The organism is Microbacterium sp. NPDC055599, assembly GCF_053618975.1.
In genome coordinates, this window is sequence record NZ_JBSHIM010000015.1 from 60,625 (window position 1) to 83,282 (window position 22,658).

General features: G+C 72.8%; 20 protein-coding genes. 13 read left to right on the top strand and 7 right to left on the bottom strand.

Features of this window, described 5'->3' with window-relative positions; genetic code table 11:
- Positions 1-45 precede the first annotated feature (45 nt).
- Both ACWGQ1_RS14860 and ACWGQ1_RS14865 read right to left on the bottom strand, forming a co-directional pair.
- A complete protein-coding gene (locus ACWGQ1_RS14860; protein WP_452313214.1) occupies positions 46-909 on the bottom strand; it encodes a DNA-formamidopyrimidine glycosylase family protein in 864 nt (287 codons plus the stop codon).
- Positions 910-960: 51 nt separating this feature from the next.
- Positions 961-1,524 carry a GNAT family N-acetyltransferase gene (locus ACWGQ1_RS14865; RefSeq protein WP_247638533.1) on the bottom strand — a complete coding sequence of 188 codons (564 nt, stop codon included), beginning with the start codon at positions 1,522-1,524 and terminating at the stop codon, positions 961-963.
- A gap of 88 nt (positions 1,525-1,612) precedes the next feature.
- Here ACWGQ1_RS14865 and mfd point away from each other — a divergent pair, with 88 nt between their 5' ends.
- Positions 1,613-5,179, top strand: coding sequence for a transcription-repair coupling factor (mfd, locus tag ACWGQ1_RS14870; RefSeq protein WP_136029105.1), 3,567 nt, complete (start codon positions 1,613-1,615; stop codon positions 5,177-5,179).
- A 34-nt stretch (positions 5,180-5,213) separates the two neighbouring features.
- Positions 5,214-5,816 carry a gamma carbonic anhydrase family protein gene (locus ACWGQ1_RS14875; RefSeq protein WP_136036014.1) on the top strand — a complete coding sequence of 201 codons (603 nt, stop codon included), beginning with the start codon at positions 5,214-5,216 and terminating at the stop codon, positions 5,814-5,816.
- A 63-nt stretch (positions 5,817-5,879) separates the two neighbouring features.
- Here ACWGQ1_RS14875 and gdhA read toward each other — a convergent pair whose 3' ends face one another.
- Together gdhA and ACWGQ1_RS14885 are read right to left on the bottom strand one after the other, a co-directional pair.
- Positions 5,880-7,250, bottom strand: a complete 1,371-nt coding sequence (gene gdhA / locus ACWGQ1_RS14880; protein WP_136036015.1) for an NADP-specific glutamate dehydrogenase — start codon at positions 7,248-7,250, stop codon at positions 5,880-5,882.
- A gap of 131 nt (positions 7,251-7,381) precedes the next feature.
- Complete coding sequence (locus tag ACWGQ1_RS14885; RefSeq protein WP_452313223.1) at positions 7,382-9,982, bottom strand: phosphoenolpyruvate carboxylase; 2,601 nt, start codon at positions 9,980-9,982, stop codon at positions 7,382-7,384.
- A 174-nt stretch (positions 9,983-10,156) separates the two neighbouring features.
- On the opposite strand from ACWGQ1_RS14885, the gene nhaA reads away from it, so the two are divergent.
- The 4 genes from nhaA (at position 10,157) to ACWGQ1_RS14905 (ending at position 14,215) form a co-directional block, all read left to right on the top strand.
- Complete coding sequence (nhaA, locus tag ACWGQ1_RS14890; protein WP_136033406.1) at positions 10,157-11,362, top strand: Na+/H+ antiporter NhaA; 1,206 nt, start codon at positions 10,157-10,159, stop codon at positions 11,360-11,362.
- Positions 11,359-12,024 (top strand): MazG family protein, encoded by a 666-nt coding sequence (locus ACWGQ1_RS14895; protein WP_136033408.1) that lies wholly within the window; start codon positions 11,359-11,361, stop codon positions 12,022-12,024. The genes nhaA and ACWGQ1_RS14895 overlap by 4 nt, the downstream gene beginning before the upstream one ends.
- A 69-nt stretch (positions 12,025-12,093) precedes the next feature.
- A complete protein-coding gene (gene hisS / locus ACWGQ1_RS14900; RefSeq protein WP_240745298.1) occupies positions 12,094-13,356 on the top strand; it encodes a histidine--tRNA ligase in 1,263 nt (420 codons plus the stop codon).
- Positions 13,357-13,411: 55 nt separating this feature from the next.
- Complete coding sequence (locus ACWGQ1_RS14905; RefSeq protein WP_452313215.1) at positions 13,412-14,215, top strand: GDSL-type esterase/lipase family protein; 804 nt, start codon at positions 13,412-13,414, stop codon at positions 14,213-14,215.
- Here ACWGQ1_RS14905 and ACWGQ1_RS14910 read toward each other — a convergent pair.
- The gene (locus ACWGQ1_RS14910) at positions 14,187-14,723 is read right to left on the bottom strand and encodes a VOC family protein (RefSeq protein ID WP_136033413.1); all 537 of its coding nucleotides are present in this window, start codon (positions 14,721-14,723) and stop codon (positions 14,187-14,189) included. The two genes, ACWGQ1_RS14905 and ACWGQ1_RS14910, sit on opposite strands and share 29 nt — an antisense overlap.
- A gap of 95 nt (positions 14,724-14,818) precedes the next feature.
- On the opposite strand from ACWGQ1_RS14910, the gene ACWGQ1_RS14915 reads away from it, so the two are divergent.
- Positions 14,819-15,598: a helix-turn-helix domain-containing protein gene (locus ACWGQ1_RS14915; protein ID WP_452313216.1), complete on the top strand. Its 780-nt coding sequence runs from the start codon at positions 14,819-14,821 to the stop codon at positions 15,596-15,598.
- Here the strand turns inward: ACWGQ1_RS14915 and ACWGQ1_RS14920 are convergent.
- Positions 15,574-16,830, bottom strand: a complete 1,257-nt coding sequence (locus ACWGQ1_RS14920; RefSeq protein WP_136036074.1) for an APC family permease — start codon at positions 16,828-16,830, stop codon at positions 15,574-15,576. The genes ACWGQ1_RS14915 and ACWGQ1_RS14920 overlap by 25 nt on opposite strands.
- Positions 16,831-16,871: 41 nt before the next feature.
- Positions 16,872-17,342: a PaaI family thioesterase gene (locus tag ACWGQ1_RS14925; protein WP_136033419.1), complete on the bottom strand. Its 471-nt coding sequence runs from the start codon at positions 17,340-17,342 to the stop codon at positions 16,872-16,874.
- 100 nt (positions 17,343-17,442) lie between these two features.
- On the opposite strand from ACWGQ1_RS14925, the gene ACWGQ1_RS14930 reads away from it, so the two are divergent.
- From ACWGQ1_RS14930 to ACWGQ1_RS14955, 6 genes are all read left to right on the top strand, one after another.
- Positions 17,443-17,874, top strand: a complete 432-nt coding sequence (locus ACWGQ1_RS14930) for a GntR family transcriptional regulator (RefSeq protein WP_136036075.1) — start codon at positions 17,443-17,445, stop codon at positions 17,872-17,874.
- On the top strand, positions 17,871-18,941 hold the full coding sequence (locus tag ACWGQ1_RS14935) for a DUF1648 domain-containing protein (RefSeq protein WP_205814339.1): 1,071 nt from the start codon (positions 17,871-17,873) through the stop codon (positions 18,939-18,941). Before ACWGQ1_RS14930 ends, ACWGQ1_RS14935 begins: the two co-directional genes overlap by 4 nt.
- Positions 18,938-19,930, top strand: a complete 993-nt coding sequence (locus ACWGQ1_RS14940; RefSeq protein ID WP_136036076.1) for a CPBP family intramembrane glutamic endopeptidase — start codon at positions 18,938-18,940, stop codon at positions 19,928-19,930. Before ACWGQ1_RS14935 ends, ACWGQ1_RS14940 begins: the two co-directional genes overlap by 4 nt.
- A gap of 4 nt (positions 19,931-19,934) precedes the next feature.
- The gene (locus tag ACWGQ1_RS14945; protein WP_136033428.1) at positions 19,935-20,594 is read left to right on the top strand and encodes an O-methyltransferase; all 660 of its coding nucleotides are present in this window, start codon (positions 19,935-19,937) and stop codon (positions 20,592-20,594) included.
- A 126-nt stretch (positions 20,595-20,720) separates the two neighbouring features.
- Positions 20,721-22,001 (top strand): phosphopyruvate hydratase, encoded by a 1,281-nt coding sequence (gene eno, locus ACWGQ1_RS14950; protein ID WP_136033431.1) that lies wholly within the window; start codon positions 20,721-20,723, stop codon positions 21,999-22,001.
- A 267-nt stretch (positions 22,002-22,268) separates the two neighbouring features.
- Positions 22,269-22,643 carry an FtsB family cell division protein gene (locus tag ACWGQ1_RS14955; RefSeq protein WP_136033527.1) on the top strand — a complete coding sequence of 125 codons (375 nt, stop codon included), beginning with the start codon at positions 22,269-22,271 and terminating at the stop codon, positions 22,641-22,643.
- Positions 22,644-22,658 lie beyond the last annotated feature (15 nt).

Genomic DNA, 22,658 nt, shown 5'->3' on the forward strand with positions numbered 1-22,658 from the left:
CGCGATTTCATTCCGCGGCATGGATCGGCGCGCTCGGCGCCGATCTCACTTCAGCAGGCGCGAGAGGCGGCGGTCGGCGAGCACCTTGCCGCCCGTCTGGCACGTGGGGCAGTACTCGAGCGACCGGTCGGCGAAGAACACGCTGCGCACGGTGTCTCCGCACACGGGGCACGCCTCGCCGCGGCGCGCGTGCACCTGCATGCCGCGGCGCTTGGCGTCTTTCAGGTCGGCGGGCGGCTTCCCGGAGGCCGCGGCCACCGCCTCGCGCAGCGTCTCCTGCATCGCCGCGAACAGCCGGTCGACCTCGGCGTCGTCGAGCGTCGCGGCGATCGCATAGGGCGACATGCGTGCGGCGTGCAGGATCTCGTCGGAGTAGGCGTTGCCGATCCCCGCGATCACGCCCTGGTCGCGCAGCAGCCCCTTGATCTGCATGCGCCGCCCCTCCAGCAGGCCGGCGAAGTGCGCCCGCGTGAAGGCCGGGTCGAGCGGGTCGGGACCGAGGCGGGCGATGCCGGGCACCTCCTGCGGATCGCGCACGACGTACACCGCGAGCGACTTCTTCGTACCGGCCTCCGTCAGGTCGAACCCGCTGCCGTCGTCGAGCGCGACACGCAGGGCGATGGGCGTCTTCCCCGGCTTGATGAGCGTGGTCGGCAGGGTCTCGTACCAGCGCAGCCAGCCCGCCTTCGCCAGGTGGAACACGAGGTGCAGCTCCGCACCGCACGACAGCACGACGAACTTGCCGAGTCGCGCGGCCGCGGTGATCTCCGCGCCGTGGAGCGCCGTGATGGGCGGGTCGTACGTCTTCAGCGCCGCGATGGCCGAGACCGACGCGCGGGTGATCGTGCGTCCGACCGCGCGCTCGCCGAGGAACGCGACGAGTCCTTCGACCTCCGGCATCTCGGGCATGCAGCCATCCTGTCACCGGCCTCCGACGCTGTCACGCCTCGCCGGCAGCCGTCACAGCACGGGCCACTCGACCGGGGTGCGGTCGTCGGTGGCCAGCAGCCCGGCGACCCAGCCGTCGTCGCGGCCGCGCTGACTCGTGAGGGCCTGGCGCTGCGTGCCCTCGAACCGGAAGCCGAGGGCGCGGGCGGCCCGTGCCGACGGCACGTTGCCCACCACGGCCTGCCAGCGGATGCGCGCGAGCCCGAGCTCGGCGAACCCCCAGTCCAGCACCGCGCGGGCCGCCTCGGTCAGATAGCCCCGGCCGCGGGCGTCCGCGACCATCCAGTAGCCGAGTTCGGCACTGCCACCCGCGGCGTGGCCCGCGATGTGGTGCAGGCCGATGACGCCCACGAGCACGCCGTCCGCGAAGATGCCCCACACGGTCTGGGAGCCGTCCGCCCACCAGTCGGCGACGAGCGCGACGAAGTCCTCCGCGTCCTGCCGGAAGTACGGGTTCGGGACGGTCGTCCAGCGGGGGATCTCCGGGTCCTGGCAGGCCGCGGTGATCGCGTCGACGTCCGCCTCCGTCGGGGCATGCAGGACGAGGCGGGCGGTGGTGAGGGTGACCGGAGGCATCCCTCCAGCCTAGGACGGCCGAGCCGGTCGCCCGGTCGGCGAGGGGGACGTCGACCGCGGTGTCGGTGGGCGCGATTAGGCTTGTCCGGTGACTGTTCCGGGGATTCTGCGCGCCTTGGAAGAGGCGTCTCTGTTTCGTGACGCTCTCGCCTGGGCGCATACCGACGCCGACCTCGGACTGGTCGACGGCCTCGATGCGCCCACGCTCGCCGGGCTCCTCGCCAAGCGCGCCGCGGCCGGGCACCCCGCCGCGTTGCTCGCCGTGGTGCCGACCGGGCGCCGGGCCGAGACGCTCGCCGCGGCGATGTCGGCCTACGTGCCCGATGCCGAGGTGCTCACGTTCCCGGCATGGGAGACCCTGCCGCACGAGCGGCTGAGCCCGAGCCCCGACACCGTCGGGCAGCGCCTGCAGACCCTGCGCCGCATCGCCGAGTGGTCGGGCGACCACCCCCTCGTGGTCGTCGCCTCCGTGCGCGCCGCGCTGCAGCCGATCGCCGGCAACCTGGGCGAGATCGCCCCCCTCGACCTCGCCGTCGGCAGCCGGGGCCACGAGCTCGACCACGTCGCGGAGCAGCTGGTCGAACGCGCATACTCCCGCGTGGACATGGTGTCGCGGCGCGGTGAGTTCGCCGTGCGCGGCGGCATCCTCGACGTGTTCCCTCCCACGTCGGAGCACCCCTACCGCGTGGAGTTCTTCGGCGACGAGATCGACCAGATCCGGGCGTTCTCCGTGGCCGATCAGCGCTCGCTCCCCGGCGACGTCCCCGCGGTCGACCTGCCGCCCAGCCGCGAGCTGCTGCTCACCGCCGACGTGCGCGACAGGGCGCGCGCGCTGATCGGCGGGTTCCCGGCCATCGCGGGCATGCTCGAGAAGATGGCCGAGGGCATCCCGGTCGAGGGCATGGAGTCGCTGCTGCCCGCCGTGGCCGGTCCGCTGAAGTCGCTCGTGGAGTACCTGCCGCCCGGCAGCGCGACCGCGGTGGTCGACCCCGAGCGGGCGACCGCGCGGGCGATCACCCTCGGCGACACGAACCGCGAGTTCCTCGACGCCGCGTGGAGCGCGGCGACCTCCGGGGCCTCGGCTCCCATCGACCTCGGCGCGGGCGACTTCCTCACGGTCGCCGACCTGCGCGACGTGGTGCGCGACCGCGGCGGCGTGTGGTGGCGGCTCAGCCCGTTCGGCATCGGCGACGCCGACCCGGAGAGCGTCGAGGCGTCGGCGGTCATCCCGTCGTTCCACGGCAACGTCGACGGGGCGATCGCCTTCGTCGACGCGAAGGTCGCCGACGGGTGGCGTGTCGTGGTGATCGCCACGGGACACGGGCTCGTCGACCGCGCGCGCGACGTGCTGTCCGACCGGGGCATCGCGGCCCGCGCGGTGGAGTCGCTGACCGAGGCCCCCGACCCCGGGGTCGCGACGCTCGTGACCGGTGCGGTCGAGGCGGGGTTCCAGGTGCCGGAGGCGAAGCTCGCCGTCCTCACCGACAACGAGTTCTACGGCCGCACGATCGGCGGCGACCAGCGCGTGGTGAAGAAGCTCGCCTCGCGCCGGAAGAACGTGGTCGACCCCCTCCAGCTCAAGCAGGGCGACTTCGTGGTGCACGCCACGCACGGCATCGGCCGCTTCGTGGAGATGACGCAGCGCGAGGTGTCGACGGGCGGCCGCCACGCCGCGAAGTCCGTGCGCGACTACCTCGTGCTGGAGTACGCCCCGTCCAAGCGCGGCTACCCGGGCGACAAGCTCTTCGTACCCACCGACCAGCTCGACCTGCTCTCCAAGTACGTCGGCGGTGAGGCCCCGACGCTGTCGAAGATGGGCGGCAGCGACTGGGCGCAGGCCAAGGGCAAGGCCCGCAAGGCCGTGCGCGACATCGCGGTCGAGCTCGTGAAGCTCTACTCCGCGCGCATGAGTGCCAAGGGGCACGCGTTCGGTCCGGACACCCCGTGGCAGCGCGAGCTGGAGGAGGCGTTCCCATTCGCCGAGACCCATGACCAGCTGCAGACCATCGACGAGATCAAGGCCGACATGGAGCGGCCCATCCCGATGGACCGGCTGCTGTCGGGCGACGTCGGCTTCGGCAAGACCGAGGTCGCGGTGCGCGCGGCGTTCAAGGCCATCCAGGACGGCAAGCAGGTCGCGATGCTCGTGCCGACGACGCTGCTGGTGAAGCAGCACCTGGAGACGTTCACGGAGCGCTTCGCCGGCTTCCCGGTGAAGGTGCGGCCGCTGTCGCGCTTCCAGACCGACAAGGAGGCGAAGCTGACGCTGCAGGGCCTTCTCGACGGCACGGTCGACATGGTCATCGGTACGCACCGCATCCTCACCGATCAGGTGATGTTCAAGGACCTCGGCCTGATGATCATCGACGAGGAGCAGCGCTTCGGCGTGGAGCACAAGGACGCGCTGAAGAAGATGAAGACCAACGTCGACATCCTCGCCATGAGTGCGACCCCGATCCCGCGCACCCTGGAGATGGCGGTCACCGGCATCCGGGAGATGTCCACGCTCGCGACGCCGCCGGAGGACCGGCACCCGATCCTCTCGTTCGTCGGGCCGCGCAGCGACAAGCAGATCGCCGCCGCCATCCGGCGCGAGATCCTGCGCGAGGGCCAGGTGTTCTTCGTGCACAACCGCGTGCAGTCCATCCAGCGGATCGCGGCCCAGCTCGCCGAGCTCGTGCCGGAGGCGCGCATCGCGGTCGCGCACGGGCAGATGGGGGAGCATGCGCTGGAGCAGGTGGTCGACGACTTCTGGGAGCGCAAGTTCGACGTGCTCGTCTCGACCACCATCATCGAGACCGGCCTCGACATCTCCAACGCCAACACGATCATCATCGACCGCGCCGACAAGTACGGCCTGAGCCAGCTGCACCAGCTCCGCGGACGCGTGGGCCGCGGACGCGAGCGCGCCTATGCGTACTTCCTCTACGACGACATGAAGCCGCTGAGCGAGACCGCGGCCGACCGCTTGCAGACCATCGCGGTCAACAACGACCTCGGCTCGGGCATGCAGGTGGCGCTGAAGGACCTGGAGCTGCGCGGGGCGGGCAACCTGCTCGGCGCGGAGCAGGCGGGGCACATCGCCGGCGTCGGCTTCGACCTGTACCTGCGCATGATCGGTGAGGCCGTCGCGACGTTCCGCGGCGAAGAGGTCGAGACGGGGCAGGAGCTGCGACTGGAGCTGCCGCTGGACGCGCGCATCCCCGAGGACTACATCGACAGTGAGCGCCTGCGCCTGGAGGCGTACCAGAAGCTGTCCGCCGCCTCGGCCGCGACCGCCAAGGACGATGCGATCGACCTCGTGCAGGAGGAGCTCATCGACCGCTACGGCACCCCGCCGGAAGAGGTCGCCGGGCTCTTCGCGATCGCGCGACTGCGCCGCAGGGCCGCCCGCGCCGGGCTCACCGACGTGGTGGCGATGGGGTCGAACCTCCGCATCGCCCCGGCGCGGCTGGAGGACTCCATCAAGGTGCGGCTGCAGCGGCTCTACCCGAAGGCGAAGCTCGTGGCCGGGGGAGAGGCGCTGGTGGTGCCGATGCCCACCGTCGCCGCGGCCGTCGGCGTCGGTGTGGAGCCGCTGCCCGACGCGCAGCTGCTGGAGTGGGTCGGCCAGCTGTTCACCGCGATCTTCCCGGAACCCGCCACGACCCCGTAGCGGACGGCCGGGGCCCCGGGGCTAGTCTGGCCGCATGTTGTACGAGCACCTCGGGGCTCGCCCCCGCATCCATGACACCGCCGTCGTCGCCCCCACCGCCGTGATCTCCGGCGATGTGGAGGTCGGTCCGGGCTGCCAGGTGCTGCACGGCGCCGTGATCACCGCCGAGGGCGGCCCGATCACGCTCGGCGCACACGTGATCGTGATGGAGAACGCGCTGATCAGGGCGACCGCGGCGAACGCGGTGCACATCGGCGACCACACCCTCGTCGGCACGCTCGCGAGCATCGCCGGCGCGACCGTGGGCGAGGAGGTGTTCTTCGCCTCGGGCGCCCGCATCTTCAACGGTGCTCTGGTGGGCAGCCGCTGCGAGGTGCGCGTCAACGCGATCGTGCACCGGCGCGCGGTGCTGCCCGAGGGCACGGTCGTGCCGATCGGATGGGTCGCGGTCGGCGATCCGGTGCAGCTGCTCTCGCCGGACCGGGCGGAGGAGATCGCGGCGGCGCAGCCCGAGCTCGACTTCCCCGGGCACGTGTTCGGGGTCGACCGGGACACCCCCGACCTCATGGTGCAGCTCACCGAGCGCTACGGGAGCTCCCTCGCGCGGCACGCCGACGACCGACCCGTCGGTCCGTAGCCGCGCGGGCGCGCAGAGACGAAGCCGAGCACCCCGCCGATGCCCGGCTTCGCCGGCTCGATGTCAGATGACGCCCTGCGCGAGCATGGCAGCGGCGACCCTCTCGAATCCTGCGATGTTGGCCCCCGCGACGTAGTCGCCGGGAACCCCGTACCGTTCCGCGGCGTCGAACGCGGCGCCGTGGATATCCGCCATGATCTCACGGAGCTTGCTCTCGCTGTCGGCGAAGGTCCACCGCTGGCGCGAGGCGTTCTGGCTCATCTCCAGCGCGGAGGTGGCCACACCGCCCGCGTTGGCCGCCTTGCCGGGGGCGAACAGCACACCCGCCCGCTGGAACGCCTCGACGGCCTCGGGCACGCACGGCATGTTGGCGCCCTCGGAGACCGCCTGCACACCGCCGGCGATCAGCGCCTCGGCGTCGGCCAGGCTCACCTCGTTCTGCGTGGCGGACGGCACGGCGATGTCGACCGGCACCTCCCACACGCTGCCGCCCTCGACGAACCGTGCGCTGGGGCGGCGGCGGGCGTACTCGACGATGCGGGCGCGCTCGACCTCCTTCAGCTGACGCAGCAGGTCGAGGTCGATGCCGGCGTCGTCGACGACGTAGCCGGAGGAGTCGGAGGCGGTGACCGCGGTCGCGCCGAGCTGCGCGGCCTTCTGGATCGCGTAGAGGGCGACGTTGCCGGAGCCGGAGATGCCGACGCGCTTGCCCGCCAGCGAGTCGCCGCGGACGGCGAGCATCTCCTGCGCGAAGAACACGGCGCCGTAGCCGGTGGCCTCCGTGCGCACCTCGGCGCCACCCCAGCCGGTGCCCTTGCCGGTGAACATGCCCGACTCGTGGCGGTTGGTGACCTTGCGGTACTGGCCGAACAGGAAGCCGATCTCGCGGCCGCCCACGCCGATGTCGCCCGCGGGGACGTCGGTGTGCTCGCCGAGGTGGCGGTACAGCTCGTTCATGAACGACTGGCAGAAGCGCATGACCTCGGCGTCGGACTTGCCGTGCGGGTCGAAGTCGGAGCCGCCCTTGCCGCCGCCGATGCCCTGACCGGTGAGCGCGTTCTTGAAGATCTGCTCGAAGCCGAGGAACTTGATGATCGACAGGTTCACCGAGGGGTGGAAGCGCAGTCCGCCCTTGTACGGGCCGAGCACGGAGGAGAACTGGATGCGGTAGCCGCGGTTGACCTGCAGCTTCCCCGCGTCGTCGACCCACGGCACGCGGAACAGGATCTGCCGCTCGGGCTCGACCAGGCGCTCGAGGATGCCGCCGTCGACGTATTCCGGGTGGCGCTCCAGCACGGGGGCGATCGAGTGCAGCACCTCGTGCACGGCCTGGTGGAACTCCGGCTCGTGCGGGCTGCGGGAGAGCACCGTGTCGAACACGGGCTGCACGGAGTCGGCGAGCGGATGGAAGTCGGCAGTGGTCGTGACGGTCACGCGGGAAGGACTTTCTGGTGGGGGATGGAGTGCTGGCGATCGTGTCGCGTCAGGGCGGTGCCGGTTGGGCCGAGCTCTCACTCTAGCGTCGGCGCCCGAGGGCCCCGCGCCACGCGACGGGCGGCCGCGGCTCAGCCGGTGTTCTGCAGTCCGGCCGCGACGCCGCTCACCGAGAGCAGCAGGAGGCGCTGCTGTTCCGCGTCGGCGCCCGAGCCCTCCGGCTGCGGCGCGGCCGAGCGCAGGGCACGGAGCGCGCGCAGCTGCAGCAGCGACAGCGCGTCGACGTAGGGGCTGCGCAGCTGCACCGCGCGCTGCAGCACGGGCTTGTTCTCGAGCAGGCCGTCGCCGCCGGTCAGCCGCACGACCCACTGGCGCGTGAGCGCGAGCTCGTCGAGCACGAGCGCCGCCAGGTCGTCGCGGTCGCCGAGGGCCAGGTACTGGCGGGCGATGCGCTCGTCGGTCTTGGCGAGGCTCATCGCGACGTTGTCGACCATGGTGTGCAGCAGCGGCCACTCGCGGTACGCCTCACGCAACAGGTCCTGGTCGCCGACGGCCTCCAGGGCGGTGCCGAGACCGAACCAGCCGGCGAGGTTGATGCGCGCCTGGGTCCACGCGAACACCCACGGGATCGCCCGCAGGTCTTCCAGCGACTCGACCGACAGTCCGCGTCGGGCGGGGCGGGAGCCGAGTGCCAGCAGCCCGATCTCCTCCATCGGGGTCACCGTGGCGAACCACGGCGCGAAGCCCTCGGCCTTGACGAGCGAGAAGAAGCGCTCGCGGGAGGCCGCGTCCATCGTGGCGGCCACCTCGGCGTAGCGCTCGGCCGCGCGGCTGGTGCGCTCCTCCACCGTGGGGGAGGAGGCGAGCAGCGTGGCGGCGGCGACCTGGTCGATGTGCCGCATGGCGATCGCGGGCTCGCCGTAGCGCGCGAAGATCACCTCGCCCTGCTCGGTGAGCTTGAACCGGCCGTCGACGGAGTGCGGCGGCTGGGCGAGGATGGCGGAGTTGGCGGGGCCGCCGCCGCGCCCGAGGGCGCCGCCGCGACCGTGGAACAGCGTGAGCTCGATGCCCGACTCCTGCGCCCAGCGGGCGATGGTGGCCTGCGCCGCGTACAGCGCGAGGTTCGCGGCGACCGGGCCGACGTCCTTCGACGAGTCGGAGTAGCCGAGCATCACCTCGAGGCGGTTGCCGGTCGCGGCCATCCGCTCGCGGAACTCGGGGAACGTGACGACCTCGGCGAGGATCGCCGGCGCGGCCTGCAGGTCGGCGAAGGTCTCGAACAGCGGCACGACATCGAGCACCGGGGCGTCGTCGCCGAGGGCGTACCGGGCGAGGCGGTGCACGTTCGCGAGGTCGGACGCGGCCTGGGTGAACGAGACGACGTAGCGCCCTGCCGCCCGCAGCCCGCGGTCGCGCTGGATGTCCGCGATCGCACGGAACACCTCCAGCACCTCCTCGGTCTGGGCGCTGATCGGGCCGCCCGCGTCGAGCTCGGCGAGGGCCGTGGCGTGCACCTGGGAGTGCTGGCGCACCTCGAGCTCGGTCAGGTGGAAGCCGTAGGTCTCCACCTGCCAGATCAGGTGCTGCACCCCGCCGAACGCGTGCCGACGGGCGCCGGCCGCGGCGAGCGAGGACTGCACGGCACGCAGGTCGGCCAGCAGCTCGTCCGGTCGGGTGTACGCGTGCTCGCTGTCCCCGAGCCGGGTCGCGGCCACCCGCCGCGCGAGCACGAGCAGCACGCGGCGGTGCGGCTCCTCCGGCGACCGGGCGGCGAGCTCGGCGGCGACCTCGGGCTCGGCGGTCGCGAAGGCCTCCCACAGCGCGACGACCTCCGCGCTCGGGGGCGTGTCGTCGGCCGAGAGCGTGAGCGTGCGGCCGATGCGGTCCAGCGCGCGCTCGAGTCCGCGCAGCACGTGGTCGGAGGCGATCTGCGAGGCCTCGCGCGTGACGGCCGCGGTGACGAACGGGTTCCCGTCGCGGTCGCCGCCCACCCACGAGCCGATGCGCACGAAGGAGGGCACCACGGGCGCGCTGGCTCCGGACTCCTCGCCGCGCAGTGCGTCGTCGATGCGGCGGTACACGTGCGGCACCGTCGTGAAGAGCGTCTCGTCGAACACGCCCATGACGGTGCGGACCTCGTCGGTCGGGGAGGGCTTCTGCGCGCGCAGCGGGGCGGTGCGCCACAGCGTGTCGATCTCCTCTAGCATGCGACGGCGGGCGCGGTGCTCCTCGGCGCCGCCCGCGCTCGCGGCGTCGTGCTGCGTGAGCAGGTCCGACAGGCGGCGGATGCTCGACGACACCGCACGGCGGCGGGCCTCAGTCGGGTGCGCCGTGAACACCGGGTGGAAGCGCAGACCGGCGAGACGGCGGCGCGCCTCGTCCTCGCCGACCTCGTCGCGCAGGCGCGCGTAGGCCGTGGCGACCGTGTCGCTCGCGTCCTCCCGCCCCGGCTGGCCGGCCCGCTCGCGCAGCACGCGCACGCGCTGGTGCTCCTCGGCGAGATTCACCAGGTGGAAATAGCAGGTGAACGCCCGCGCGACCTCGTCGGCGCGGGCGATCGTGAACGACTCGGCGATCGCCGCGGCCCGCTCGAACGCGTCGGAGGTCTCGTCCTCGTAGGCCTGGATCGTCGCGAGGCGCAGACGCTCGACGTCGTCGAACAGGTCGTCGCCGCCGGCCTCGCGGAGCACCTGGCCGAGCAGCTGGCCCAGCATCCGCACGTCGGAGCGCATGGCATCGGGAATGCCGCGACCGGCTTCGAAGCGACCGATCACGCGGATGGCCTCGGTGGGCGTCGGCTCGGAGAAAGCGGGGGAATCGGGGGTCACCCTCCGAGAGTATCCCGGGGTGAGAACGCCTCTTGCACGCATGACGGCCGGAGGACACCGCCGCCTACGATGGAGACGATGCGCATCACAGCGAACCCCCTCCGCGGTCAGCAGTTCCCCGCCGTCCTCCTGCTCGTCGCGGCCGGACTGGGGCTACTTCTCGCGAACCTACCCACCCACGACGCGATCGCGGGGCTGCTGGACGCGCACCTCGCGGTGCCGGGCACGGCGCTCGACCTGTCGATCGCGCACTGGGTCTCGGACGGTCTGCTGGCGGTGTTCTTCCTGGTGGTCGCGATCGAGCTGCGCCACGAGCTGACCCACGGCGAGCTCGACTCCCCGCGCAAGGCCGTGCAGCCGGCGATCGCCGCGACCGGCGGGGTGCTGGTCCCCATCCTGGTGTACCTGCTGATCGCGGGCGGCCCGGAGACGGCGTCCGGCTGGCCGATCCCCACCGCGACCGACATCGCCTTCGCGCTCGGTGTGCTGGCGATGTTCGGCCGCGGCCTGCCGTCGCGCGTGCGGGTGTTCCTGCTGGCGCTCGCGATCCTCGACGACATCATCGGCATCGTGTTCATCGCGGTGCTGTTCGCGCACGACGTGCAGTGGCTGCTGTTCGTGCTGGCCCTGGTCGGTGTGGCCGTGTTCTGGGTGCTCAGCCGGCTCCTGCACGCGAAGGGGCATCCGCTGATCGCGGTCGCGATGACCGTGGTCGGTGTGGTGACGTGGGCGCTCGTGGCGTCGTCCGGCGTGCACGCCACGATCGCGGGGGTCATGCTGGGGCTGGTGATGGCGCCGGTGCCCGCTGGCCGTACGCGGCACGCGCTCGAGCCCACGGTCAACGGGGTGATCCTGCCGGTGTTCGCATTCGTCGCGGCGTTCGTGGTGATCCCCGCGGTGGCGCCGACAGAGCTGTCGCCCGCGTTCTGGGCCATCGTGGTGGCCCTCCCGGTCGGCAAGATCGTCGGCATCACGGTGTTCGGCTGGTTCGCGATGCGCATCCGCCCGCGGGGAGCCGATCCGGCGCTGCCCTTCGCCGACATCGTCGCGGCGGGAGCGCTCGGCGGCATCGGCTTCACGGTGTCGCTGCTGCTCGCGAACCTCGCGTTCGCCGCCGACGCGGGGCTGCGCGACCAGGCGATCCTCGGGGTGCTGGTCGGCTCGCTCCTGGCACTGCTGCTCTCGGCGGTGATCGTGTCGCTGCGGGCCCGCTGGTACCGTCGCCTCGCCGGTGCCTCCTCCGCAGAGCGGGGCGGGCCTGACCGAGGAGCGGAGGACGCATGAGCGGGTCTGCCGACGAGTCGCGGCCTGACGTGGATGCGCTGCGGGCCGCGGCCGACACCATGCGGGCCGTGCGCGAGCGCTGCGTGTGGTCGCAGCGCATCACCCACCGCGACCTGGTGCCGTACCTGATCGAGGAGTCGCACGAGGTGATCGACGCCGTGGAGTCCGGCACCCGCGACGATCTGCGTGAGGAGCTGGGCGACCTGCTGTGGCAGGTGCTGTTCCACGCCGCGATCGCCGCGCAGGACCCCGACGATCCGTTCGACATCGACGACGTGGCCGCCACGCTCACCGAGAAGATGGTGCGCCGTCATCCGCACGTGTTCGGCGACGAGGTCGCCACCACGCCGGAGGAGGTGCTGATCCACTGGAACGCGGCGAAGGCCGCGGAGAAGCGCACGCGGCGCAGCGTGCTCGACGGCGTGCCACGGGGGATGCCGGCGCTCGCCCTGGCGCAGAAGCTGGTCGGCCGGGCCGCGGGGGCCGGTGTCACGGTGCCGCAGAGCCCCGTCGCGGCCACTCCGGCGTCCGAGGCGGAGCTCGGCGACGCGCTCCTGGCGCTGGTCGCGACCGCGCGCGCCGAGGGGTGGGATGCCGAGCGGGCGCTGCGCGAGCGGCTGCGGCTGCTGGAGGACGAGGTGCGCGGGGCGGAGGCCGGCTGACCCGACGCGCGGGTGCCGCCGACGACCTGGGAAGATGGACGGGTGGCTACTGTGAACCCGCCGCGCGGCATGCGCGACTTCCTCCCCGCCGACAAGGCCCGCCGTGAGCGCGTGCTCTCCGTGATCCGCGAGCGCTACCGCGCGCACGGGTTCGACGAGATCGAGACGCCCGTGGTGGAGGAGTACGAGCGGCTGCACGCGGGCATCGGCGGCGACAACGAGAAGCTGTCGTTCGCGATCCTGCGCCGCGGTCTCGACGCCGACGCGATCCGCGCCGCGGCCGACGACCCCGCCGCGCTGTCCGACCTGGGGTTGCGCTACGACCTGACGGTGCCGCTGGCGCGCTTCTACGCCAGCAACCGCGGGCAGCTCCCCGGTGTGTTCCGCTCCGTGCAGATCGCGCCGGTGTGGCGGGCCGAGCGGCCGCAGAAGGGCCGCTACCGCCAGTTCGTGCAGTGCGACATCGACATCATCGGGGATGCGTCGGGGCGGGCCGAGGCCGAGCTGCTCGTCGCATCGCTCGACGCCGTCGACGCGCTGGGGCTCGAGGGTGCCACCGTGCGCATCAACGACCGCCGCCTGCTCGACTGGATGCTGGGCCACCTGGGCTTCACGACCGAGGAGCGCCCGCAGGTGCTGATCACGATCGACAAGCTCGACAAGATCGGGCCGGAGGGGGTCGCGGCCGAGCTGCGCGAGCGCGGGGTCACCGCGACCGCCGTCGCCGCGTTCGAGGAGTTCCTCCGCCGCCCGCAGACGCTGGAGTACCACCCGTACGGGGAGCGGCAGATCCGCAAGGCGCTGCCCGAGGGCGTCCCTGATGAGCTCATCGCGCACCTCACCGGCATCGGCGAGGCCGTGGCGGCCGCACGCCCCGTGGTCGCGGAGCACGTCGAGATCCCGCTCGTGTTCGACCCGTTCCTCGTGCGCGGCATGGGGTACTACACGGGCACGATCTTCGAGCTCGCGCACCCCTCCGTCGGGTACTCGCTCGGCGGCGGCGGGCGCTACGACGGCATGATCGGCCGGTTCCTGAAGCAGGACGTTCCCGCGGTGGGCTTCTCGCTCGGGTTCGAGCGGCTGGTCGACCTGGTCTCCGCCGACCCCGACACCGAGGCGCAGGCGATCGTCCTGGTCCACGATGCCGACGTGCCGGTGGGCGAGCTGGTCGCCCACAAGGCCGAGCTCGTGGCGAGGGGGGCGCGCGTGCGGCTCGAGCAGCGCACCAAGAACCTCAAGGCGCTGCTGGAGCGTGCGGCCGCCGACGGCTACACCCACTTCGCGAGCGTGCGGGCGGGCTCCGACGAGCTCGAGGTCAAGACGCTCGGCTGATCCGGGGCTCGGTGGTGTTCACCGGGCGTTCACCGCGGTCGACTCGAATCGGGTCGTGCGTCGCCTCCGTCCCGTGTTCGCCGCCGTGTCCGCCGTCGCCCTGCTGACCGCGGTGCTGCGCCTCGTGCTGGTCCGTCAGGCCGCGCTCGCGCGACGGCGCATCGGCAAGCCGCTCGGGGAGGTGTCGCTCGATGCCGACCGGCTCTGGCGGCCGGGGCTCGACGGCGCCCCGCTCGACCTGCTGCTGGTGGGAGACTCGCTCGCGGCGGGGCTGGGGGCGCAGCGCCCCAAGCAGACCCTGGGCGGACGACTCGCCAAGGCGCTCGCGCGTGGTCTGGGGCGTCCCGTGCGCCTACGTACGGTGGCGAGGGTCGGCGCGGAGTCGCGCGACCTCGCGACGCAGCTGGACGCGTTGCCGCCCGGGTACCGTCCGCACGTCGCGGTGGTCGTGGTGGGCGGGAACGACGTGACGCATCGCCTGCCGGTCGCCGAGTCCGCGCGGCACCTGGATGACGCGGTGCGGCGGCTGCGCGTCCTCGGCGCCGGGGTCGTGGTGGGCACCTGCCCGGATCTGGGGGCGCTCCGCGCGGTGCCGCAGCCGCTGCGCCGCATCGCCTCGAGCCTGTCGCGTCGGCTCGCCGCCGTGCAGGCGGAGGCGGCCCGCCGCGCGGGGGCCGAGCCGGTCGATCTGCGCCGCGCCGTGGGGCCGCTGTTCTTCGACGAGCCGGAGGCGATGTTCAGCCTCGACCGGTTCCACCCGAGCCCGCTCGGCTACCGGCGCACCGCGGAGGCGCTGCTCCCCGCCGTGCAGCGGGCGACCGTCGTCGCGCTCAGCTCGCGTCGGCCTGCCCCGCGCTGAACGACGCCGCCCATTCGGCGACGCGGCGCGCGCTCTCCTCGTCCGAGAGGTCTTCGACCCTGGTCATGATCGACCATCGCACGCCGAAGGGGTCGCGGATGCTGGCGAAGCGGTCGCCCGACACGAAGTGCATCGCGGGCTCGCGCACGGTGGCACCGGCGGCCACGGCGCGCTCGACCACGGCGTCGACGTCGGGCACGTAGAGGCCGAGGGAATAGCAGGCGTCGTCGCCGGCGGGCGGCGGCACGAGGTGGTAGTCGGGACTGGGCTCGCCCAGTTGCAGTCGACCGGTGCCGAAGTCGAGGTCGGCGTGGGCCACGACGTCGCCGAACTCGGTCACGTCGATCACGCGGGCTCCGAACACGTCGCGGTAGAACGCGAGCGCACCGGCGGCGTCGGGGATCGCGAGGAACGGGGTGAGCGAGGTCACGCCGTGCGGGCGGCCGTCGGTCGTGTGCGCACCGGTCACGCCGGTGACGGGCAGGTCTGCGGGTGTCTGATCGGTCATGTCGCCACGGTAGATCGCGCGGCGCGCCGGGCGCTTGAAGATGCGCGACACGGGCGCCACGGCGTCGCGTCGGCGGTGCCCCCTACGCTGAGCGCATGGTGAATCCGACCAGGGGTGTGCTGTATCCCGCGCGATTGCCGCAGTTCCACCGCCTGCCCGCTCCGCCCGAGGTCCGGCACCTCGTGGCGTGGTTCTGGATCCCGGAGTGGGACATCGAGCCCGGACGCTCCTCCCGGCAGGAGGTGGTGTCGTATCCGGCGCTCAACCTCGTGGTCGAGCCCGACGCCGTGACGCTGTCCGGCGCGACCACCCGCCTGTTCCACCGCGACCTGAGCGGGCGCGGCTGGGCCGTCGGCGCCCTCCTGCGTCCGGCCGCGGTGCCCGCGCTCGAGCCCGATCCGGCAGCCCTCGTCGACACCGCCCGCGCGGTCGCGGCACCGGAGCTGCACGACGGGGTGTCGGCGGCGATGTCGACGGGGGAGGGGCACCGGGAGCGCGCGGTCGCGGCGTTCTCCCGCTGGCTCGTGGCGAACGCGCCGGCGGACGACGGCGATGCCCGAGGTGCGAACGCCGTGTTCGACGCCCTGTTCGGCGACGGGGCGGCGCTGACCCACGAGGAGGCCGCGACGCGCCTGGCGGTGTCGGTGCGCACCCTGCAGCGCCTCACCCGACGGCACGTGGGGCTGTCGCCCGCGGCCATGATCCGTCGCCGACGGTTGCAGGAGGCCGCGCAGCGCGTGCGCGATGAGCCCGCGGTCGACCTGGCGTCGCTCGCGGCCGAGCTCGGGTACGCCGACCACGCGCACCTGACCCGGGACTTCCGGGCCGTGCTGGGCATCGCTCCGCGGGGCTACCGTTCCGCGCTGCGGGAGTGATCGGCGCGCCGTTCGAGCCGCAGCCGCACGAGTCGATAGGCCACCCCGGCGACGACCACGGCCGTTCCGATGAGAGACGCCGCCACGGGCAGCGTGTTCACGAGCACCAGGCAGCCGAGCGCGCCGACCACCTGGAGCGCGCGCGGCGACCGTCGGGCGGCGCCGCGCTGACGGAAGGCCGCGGCATTGGCGATCAGGTAGTAGAGCAGCACCCCGAACGAGGAGAAGCCGATCGCGGTGCGCAGGTCGGCCGTCAGCACCAGCGCGATCACGAGCGCCGCGAGCACGAGTTCCGCGCGCTGGGGCACCTGATGCCGGGCGTCGATGCGGGACAGGAACCGCGGCAGGTCGCCCTCCCTGGCCATCGCGAGCACCGTGCGTCCGATGCCGGTGAGCAGCGCCAGGAGTGCCCCGAGGGACGCGGCCGCCGCGGCGATCCGCACCAGGGGCGTCGCCCACGACCAGCCGGCGGCGACGAGCACGTCTGCCAGCGGCGCGGTCGCGCCCTGCACCTCGGCGCCGAGCACCAGCACCACGGTGAGGCCGACCAGCGCATAGACGACTACGGCGCCGCCGAGGGCCAGGGCGATCGCGCGGGGGATCGTGCGCACGGGGTCGGTGACCTCCTCGCCCATCGTCGCGATCCGGGCGTAGCCGGCGAATGCGAAGAACAGCAGCCCGGCTCCCTGGAGCACGCCGTACGCGGTCGCGTCGGGCAGCGGGACGGGGGTCGAGGTGGGAGCGGCGCCGAGCCCGAGGATCACCACGACCGCGAGCCCGAGCAGGGAGCAGGCGACGAGGATCCGGGTCAGCAGCGCGGTGCGGGTGACGCCGAAGCAGTTGACGACCGCGAGCGCCGCGACGGCGAGCACCGCGACCGGCGTCTGCCAGGCGGGCGGGACGGCGTAGGCGGCGAACGTCATCGCCATGGCCGCGCAGCTCGCGATCTTACCGATCACGAAGCTCCAGCCGGCGACGAAGCCCCACCACGGGCCGATCTCGGCGCGCGCGTAGGCGTACGTGCCGCCCGCGACCGGGTGGACGGCGGCGAGCTGTGCCGACGCGGTGGCGTTGCAGTAGGCCACGACGGCGGCGATCGCGAGGGCGATCAGGATGCCGCTGCCCGCGACGCCGATGGCCGGGGCCCACACGGCGAACACGCCGGCGCCGATCATCGAGCCGAGGCCGATCGCGACGGCGTCGGCGAGGGTCAGGCGTCGGGCGAGGGGCACGCGGCCATCGTCCCACGTGCCGGTGAACGGCCGGTGTCGCGTCAGCGGCGGGCGGCGGTGACGCGCTTCTTCTCGCGGATGTACACCTGGCGCCGCACGCTCGCCACGGTGTCGCCGTCGCGGTCGGTGATCACGGTCTCGAACCACTCGAGCACCTTGCCGCCGCCGTGGGCGCGCTGCCGCAGCTCCTCCGCCTTCTCCCGCGGCACCGAGAACTCGGCCGTGAGCACGCCGCGTCCCGGCTTGAGGAACTCGATCTCGCCGCGGGTGTCCCACACCACGTAGTCGCGCCCGAGCTGGTGCATCACGAGCATGAAGAAGTACGGGTCGGTCATGGCCGACATGGAGCCGCCGAACGCCGTCTTGACGTAGTTGCGGGTGAAGACGTTGACGTGCAGCTCGACGGTCGCGTGGGTCCAGTCCTCGCTGAACCGGCGCACGCGGATGCCGCTGAACAGGTTCGGGATCCACAGGCTCATGCCGACCGCGAGGCGGCGGGGGGTGATGCGCATGAGGTCAGTGTGGAGGATGCGGCGGCGACCGGCGAAGACGTCTGGAGGGTTGGCACAGTTGTTCTAGTTGACATAGAATAAGTAGCGATAGGAGGTCGCCATGCTGATCCGCGTCGACGTCGACAGTCCGCACGCGCTGTACGACCAGGTCGCCGCGTCCATCCGGGCCGACATCCTGGCGGGCGCGCTCACCCCGGGCGACCGGCTGCCCGCGGCGCGCGACGTCGCGAGCGCGCTCGACATCAACCAGCACACGGTGCTGCACGCCTACCAGCGGCTGCGCGACGAGGGTCTCGTCGACCTCCGGCGCGGCAGGGGCGCGGTGATCGCGGCCTCTGCGGCCCCGCTGGTCGAGCTCGCGCACGAGATCGACGGACTCGTCCGTCGTGCCGCCGCGGTGGGGGTCTCCGCCGAGACGCTCGCCGGCATCGTCCGCACCCACCGCGCTCCCGTCGACGACCGGAGCGCCCGCGCCGCACAGCGGACCACACCGCGCACCACACCGCGCACCACAGAGGAGGATTCGCCATGACGACCCACGACCTCACCCGCACGCCGCCCGCGCTGCTGCGGCGGGCGCGCCTCCTCTTCGTCCTGGTCGCGGTCGCCGCACCCGTGGTCATCACGGCCATCGCCGCCGCGGTGCTGCTGTCCTGGCTGCCCTCGCTCCCCGGCACCGTCGCGGTGCACTGGGGTCTCGACGGCGCCGACCGCTTCGGTGCCCCGATCGTCTACCTCTGGCTGCTCCTCGGCGTCGGGCTCGGCCTCCCGCTCCTGATGGCCGCGACCACGCTCGCCGCGGTGGCTGCGCACTGGGGCGGAGCCGCCCGGCTGATGGGTGCGCTCGCGGCCGGCATGTCCGGGTTCGCGGCGGTGCTGAGCCTCGGGTCGCTGTGGATCCAGCGCGACCTCGCGTCGACCGCCGAGGTCCCGGGCATCGGCGTCGTGACGGCGCTCGCGTTCGCCGCTCTCCTCGTCACCGGAGGTGTCGCCTGGCTCATTCAGCCCAGGGTGAGGCCCGAGCCCGGGCGCACGCTCGAGCCGCGGCACGTCGTGCGGGTGGCCGACGGGGAACGGGTGGTCTGGGTGGGCACCACGACCATGCCCCGCGGGGCCCTGGCCTTCCTTCTGGTCGTCCTCCTCGGGCTGATCGCGCTGGCGGTGTGGATGCTCGCGGGCGGCATCACCGGGGCGTGGATCGCGGTCCTGGTGACCGTGGTGGTGGCGTTCGCCGTGGCCGCGACGGCGTCGTTCCGGGTGCGTGTGACACCCGAGGGCCTCACGGCGCAGGCTCCGCTCGGCTGGCCGCGTCAGCGCATCCCGGTCGACCGCATCGTGTCCGCGCGAGCCGTGACCGTCTCGCCGTTCGGGGAGTTCGGCGGATGGGGGTGGCGCTTCTCGCCGGACGGCCGCAGCGGCATCGTGATGCGACAGGGCTCCGCGATCGAGGTGGCGCGCCGCGACCACGGACCGTTCATCGTGACGATCGACGGGGCGGAGGAGGCCGCGGCACTGCTGCAGGCCTACGTCGATCGGGCCGCCGCGCGGACGGACCACGGGGGAGGGTCCGACGGGGCGACCGAGAGGAGCGGACGATGACCGTCGACGACACGACACGCGACGCGGAGGGAGCCGTGACGCGCGTGCCGTGGGCCGCGGTGATCGTGTTCATCGCGACAGCCTGCGGGCTCGCCTGGCTGGTCGCCCTGCCGCTCTGGCTGGGTGCGGGGCTCGCCGAGCCGATCTCGACGCTCCTGCTGCCGGCCATGATGCTGACGCCCGCCCTCGCGACGGTGCTCGTGGTGTTCGTGATGCGGGTGCCCAGGCCGGGTGCGCGCCTGCGCTTCCTGGGGCTCTGGCCGCTGCGCCCGGCGAAGCGCGTCGTGTGGCTCCTGGTCGCGGCGTGGCTGATCCCCCCGCTGCTGGTGGGGCTCGGCATCCTGGTCTCCGCCGCCCTCGGCTGGGTGCGGCTCGACCCGACGTCCGGGGCGTTCGCGGCCGAGCTGGCACGGGCGCTCCCCGCCGGCACGCCGATGCCGCCGGTCGAGGTCGTGGTGTTCGCGCAGCTCGCGATGATCCCGCTCGGCGCGCTGGTCAACGCGGGGTTCGCGTTCGGTGAGGAACTGGGGTGGCGCGGGTGGCTGCTGCCCGCCCTGCGTCCGCTGGGCACCTGGCCGGCGCTGCTGCTCAGCGGTGTCATCTGGGGTCTCTGGCACAGTCCGGTGATCCTGCTCGGCTACAACTTCGGTCGCACCGACGTCACCGGCGTGCTGTTCATGGTCGGCGGGTGCGTCGCGTGGGGTGTGCTGTTCGGCTGGCTGCGCCTGCGCTCCGGGTCGGTGTGGCCGGCGGTCGTCGCGCACGGTTCGCTGAACGCCGCAGCCGGGATGGTGGTGCTGTTCGCCGCGACACAGCCCGACCTCGCGCTGGCGGGACCGCTGGGTGTCGCGGCCTGGCTGGTCGCGGCGGTGGTGATCCTCGTGCTGCTGCTGACCGGGCAGTTCCGGGTGCAGCCGCCGCTCGCGCCGCGGCGAGCCGGAGCAGCGGCGGCGACGCTTGACGCGCCGCGTGCGCCGGGGGTTGGCTGAGCGCATGGACTCCACCCCCGCCGCCTGGGCCGACGCCGACACCTTCCTCGCCGAGCAGCTCTTGGAGCCCGATCCCGCGCTCGACGCGGCGCTCGCCGCCCAACGGGCCGCGGGGCTGCCCGAGATCGAGGTCGCGCCCCTGGCGGGCAAGCTGCTGAACCTGCTGGTGCGGTTGAGCGGGGCGCGGCGGGTGCTGGAGATCGGCACGCTCGGCGGCTACTCCACGATCTGGCTCGCACGCGCCGTGGGGGAGGAGGGACGGGTCGTGACGGTCGAGGCCGAGGCGGACAACGCCGCGGTGGCCAGGGCGAGCCTCGATGCGGCCGGTGTCGGCGAACGGGTGGACATCCGCATCGGCCGCGGCGCCGACGTGCTCCCGACGCTGGTGGGCGGGTTCGACCTGGTGTTCATCGACGCCGACAAGGAGTCCAACACCGTGTACCTGGACTGGGCCGCGCGGCTCGGTCATCCCGGCACCGTGGTCGTGCTCGACAACATCGGCCGCGACGGTGAGATCGTGCGCGACGACTCGACCGATCCGAAGGTCATCGGCACCAGGGAGGGCCTGCGGATGCTGGGGGAGGACCCGCGGTTCGATGCGACCGCGCTGCAGACCGTGGGGCTGAAGGGCTGGGACGGCGTCGCACTGGCCCTCGTGGTCTGACCCGGCCCGCGCGCGGCATCCACCCGGCGCCGCCTGTCACCCCGGCGCCGTCCGAGCCCGGGGCTAGACTGGGGCGCGGATCGACGACGCTCCACACAACCTTTTCCCTGAGCAAGGAGCACATCAGTGGCACTGATCGAGGCTGTAGGCGCACGCGAGATTCTCGACTCGCGCGGAAACCCGACCGTCGAGGTGGAGGTGCTCCTCGACGACGGCATCGTGCAGCGTGCGGCCGTGCCGTCCGGTGCGTCGACCGGCGCCTTCGAGGCGTACGAGCTGCGCGACGGCGACAAGAGTCGCTACGGGGGCAAGGGCGTGCGCAAGGCCGTCGAGGCCGTGATCGACGAGCTCGGCCCGGCGCTCGAGGGCGTGGAGGCGAGCGAGCAGCGCATCGTCGACGAGATCCTGATCGAGGTCGACGGCACCGAGAACAAGAAGCGCGTCGGCGCGAACGCCATCCTCGGCGTCAGCCTTGCGGTCGCAAAGGCCGCCGCCGACTCCGCAGACCTCCCGCTGTTCCGCTACCTGGGCGGCCCCAACGCGCACGTGCTGCCCGTGCCGCTGTTCAACGTGATCAACGGCGGCGAGCACGCCGACAACGGCATCGACATGCAGGAGTTCTTCCTCGCTCCGATCGGCGCCGAGACCTACTCCGAAGCGCTGCGCTGGGGCGTCGAGACCTACCACGTGCTGCGTGCCGAGCTGAAGGCCGCCGGCTACGCCACGGGCCTCGGCGACGAGGGCGGCTTCGCCCCCGACCTGCCCAGCAACCGCGAGGGCCTCGACTTCCTGGTCAAGGCCATCGAGAAGGCCGGGTTCACCCCGGGCACCGACATCGCGCTGGGCCTCGACGTCGCCGCCACCGAGTTCTTCAACGACGGCGTGTACCGCCTCGACAACAAGGACTGGGACGCCGCGGCGCTGACCGAGTACTACGTCGGCCTGGTGAACGACTTCCCGATCGTCACCATCGAAGACGCACTCGCCGAAGACGACTGGGACAACTGGAAGCACCTCACCGAGGCGCTCGGCTCGAAGGTGCAGCTGGTCGGCGACGACCTGTTCGTCACCAACCCGCAGCGTCTCGCCGACGGCATCGCCCGCGGTGTGGCCAACTCGCTGCTGGTGAAGGTCAACCAGATCGGCACGCTCACCGAGACGTTCGACGCGGTCAGCCTGGCGCAGCGCTCCGGCTACACGGCCATGCTGTCGCACCGCTCCGGCGAGACGGAGGACACCACGATCGCCGACCTCGTGGTCGCCACGAACGCGGGTCAGATCAAGGCGGGTGCCCCGGCGCGCAGCGAGCGCGTCGCGAAGTACAACCAGCTGCTGCGCATCGAGGAGGAGCTCGGCGACGCCGCGGTCTTCGCCGGCCGCTCTGCGTTCCCGCGCTACCGGGCCTGAGCGCACACACAGTGACAGAGCCGCGTGAGCCGCGGCAGGACGACGCCGCCGAGGCGGCATGACGGAGGAGGAGCCGTGGCACGACGACCGGCTCCTCCTTCGTCGTCGTCGAACGCGTCTCCGCGCCCCGCGACGGCCAAAACCGCACGGCCGGCACCGTCCGCGAAGCCGGGGCGTCGAGCGCCACGGAGCGCGGAGGGCGCCGCGCCGCGGGTGGACGTGCGGGAGTGGGCGTCGGGGATCCGACTGTCCGCGTTCTCTGCGATCATGCTGTCGCTCGTGGTGCTCGGCGCCTGGGTGCTGGTCCCCACGCTCGGGACGTTCATCGACCAGCGGCAGAAGATCGCGGCGCTGGAGGCCTCGGTGCAGGTCAGCGAGGCCGAGATCGCCGCGCTCTCCGCCGAGCGCGATCGGTGGGACGATCCCGCCTACATCACGACCCAGGCGCGCGAGCGCCTCTATTACGTCAAGCCCGGCGAGGTCGTGTACCTGATCGACAACGACCTCGATCCGTCGGCGCTGCCGCGGGAGCAGGAACCGGTGAGCGACACCCTGGAGGAGCGCCCCGCGGACTGGATGCCGCAGCTGCTGCGCACGCTCGTGTCCGCCGGCCTCAGCGACACCGTGGCCGTCACCCGCTGAGCTTCCGCTCCGAGC

Coding starts and splice junctions, on each gene's coding strand:
- ACWGQ1_RS14860 (WP_452313214.1), bottom strand. CDS start 909: ATGCCCGAGATGCCGGAGGTCGAAGGACTCGTCGCGTTCCTCGGCGAG.
- ACWGQ1_RS14865 (WP_247638533.1), bottom strand. CDS start 1,524: ATGCCTCCGGTCACCCTCACCACCGCCCGCCTCGTCCTGCATGCCCCG.
- ACWGQ1_RS14875 (WP_136036014.1), top strand. CDS start 5,214: ATGTTGTACGAGCACCTCGGGGCTCGCCCCCGCATCCATGACACCGCC.
- ACWGQ1_RS14885 (WP_452313223.1), bottom strand. CDS start 9,982: ATGCGCTCCGACGTGCGGATGCTGGGCCAGCTGCTCGGCCAGGTGCTC.
- nhaA (WP_136033406.1), top strand. CDS start 10,157: ATGCGCATCACAGCGAACCCCCTCCGCGGTCAGCAGTTCCCCGCCGTC.
- ACWGQ1_RS14895 (WP_136033408.1), top strand. CDS start 11,359: ATGAGCGGGTCTGCCGACGAGTCGCGGCCTGACGTGGATGCGCTGCGG.
- hisS (WP_240745298.1), top strand. CDS start 12,094: ATGCGCGACTTCCTCCCCGCCGACAAGGCCCGCCGTGAGCGCGTGCTC.
- ACWGQ1_RS14910 (WP_136033413.1), bottom strand. CDS start 14,723: ATGACCGATCAGACACCCGCAGACCTGCCCGTCACCGGCGTGACCGGT.
- ACWGQ1_RS14915 (WP_452313216.1), top strand. CDS start 14,819: ATGGTGAATCCGACCAGGGGTGTGCTGTATCCCGCGCGATTGCCGCAG.
- ACWGQ1_RS14925 (WP_136033419.1), bottom strand. CDS start 17,342: ATGCGCATCACCCCCCGCCGCCTCGCGGTCGGCATGAGCCTGTGGATC.
- ACWGQ1_RS14930 (WP_136036075.1), top strand. CDS start 17,443: ATGCTGATCCGCGTCGACGTCGACAGTCCGCACGCGCTGTACGACCAG.
- ACWGQ1_RS14935 (WP_205814339.1), top strand. CDS start 17,871: ATGACGACCCACGACCTCACCCGCACGCCGCCCGCGCTGCTGCGGCGG.
- ACWGQ1_RS14940 (WP_136036076.1), top strand. CDS start 18,938: ATGACCGTCGACGACACGACACGCGACGCGGAGGGAGCCGTGACGCGC.
- ACWGQ1_RS14945 (WP_136033428.1), top strand. CDS start 19,935: ATGGACTCCACCCCCGCCGCCTGGGCCGACGCCGACACCTTCCTCGCC.
- ACWGQ1_RS14955 (WP_136033527.1), top strand. CDS start 22,269: ATGCTGTCGCTCGTGGTGCTCGGCGCCTGGGTGCTGGTCCCCACGCTC.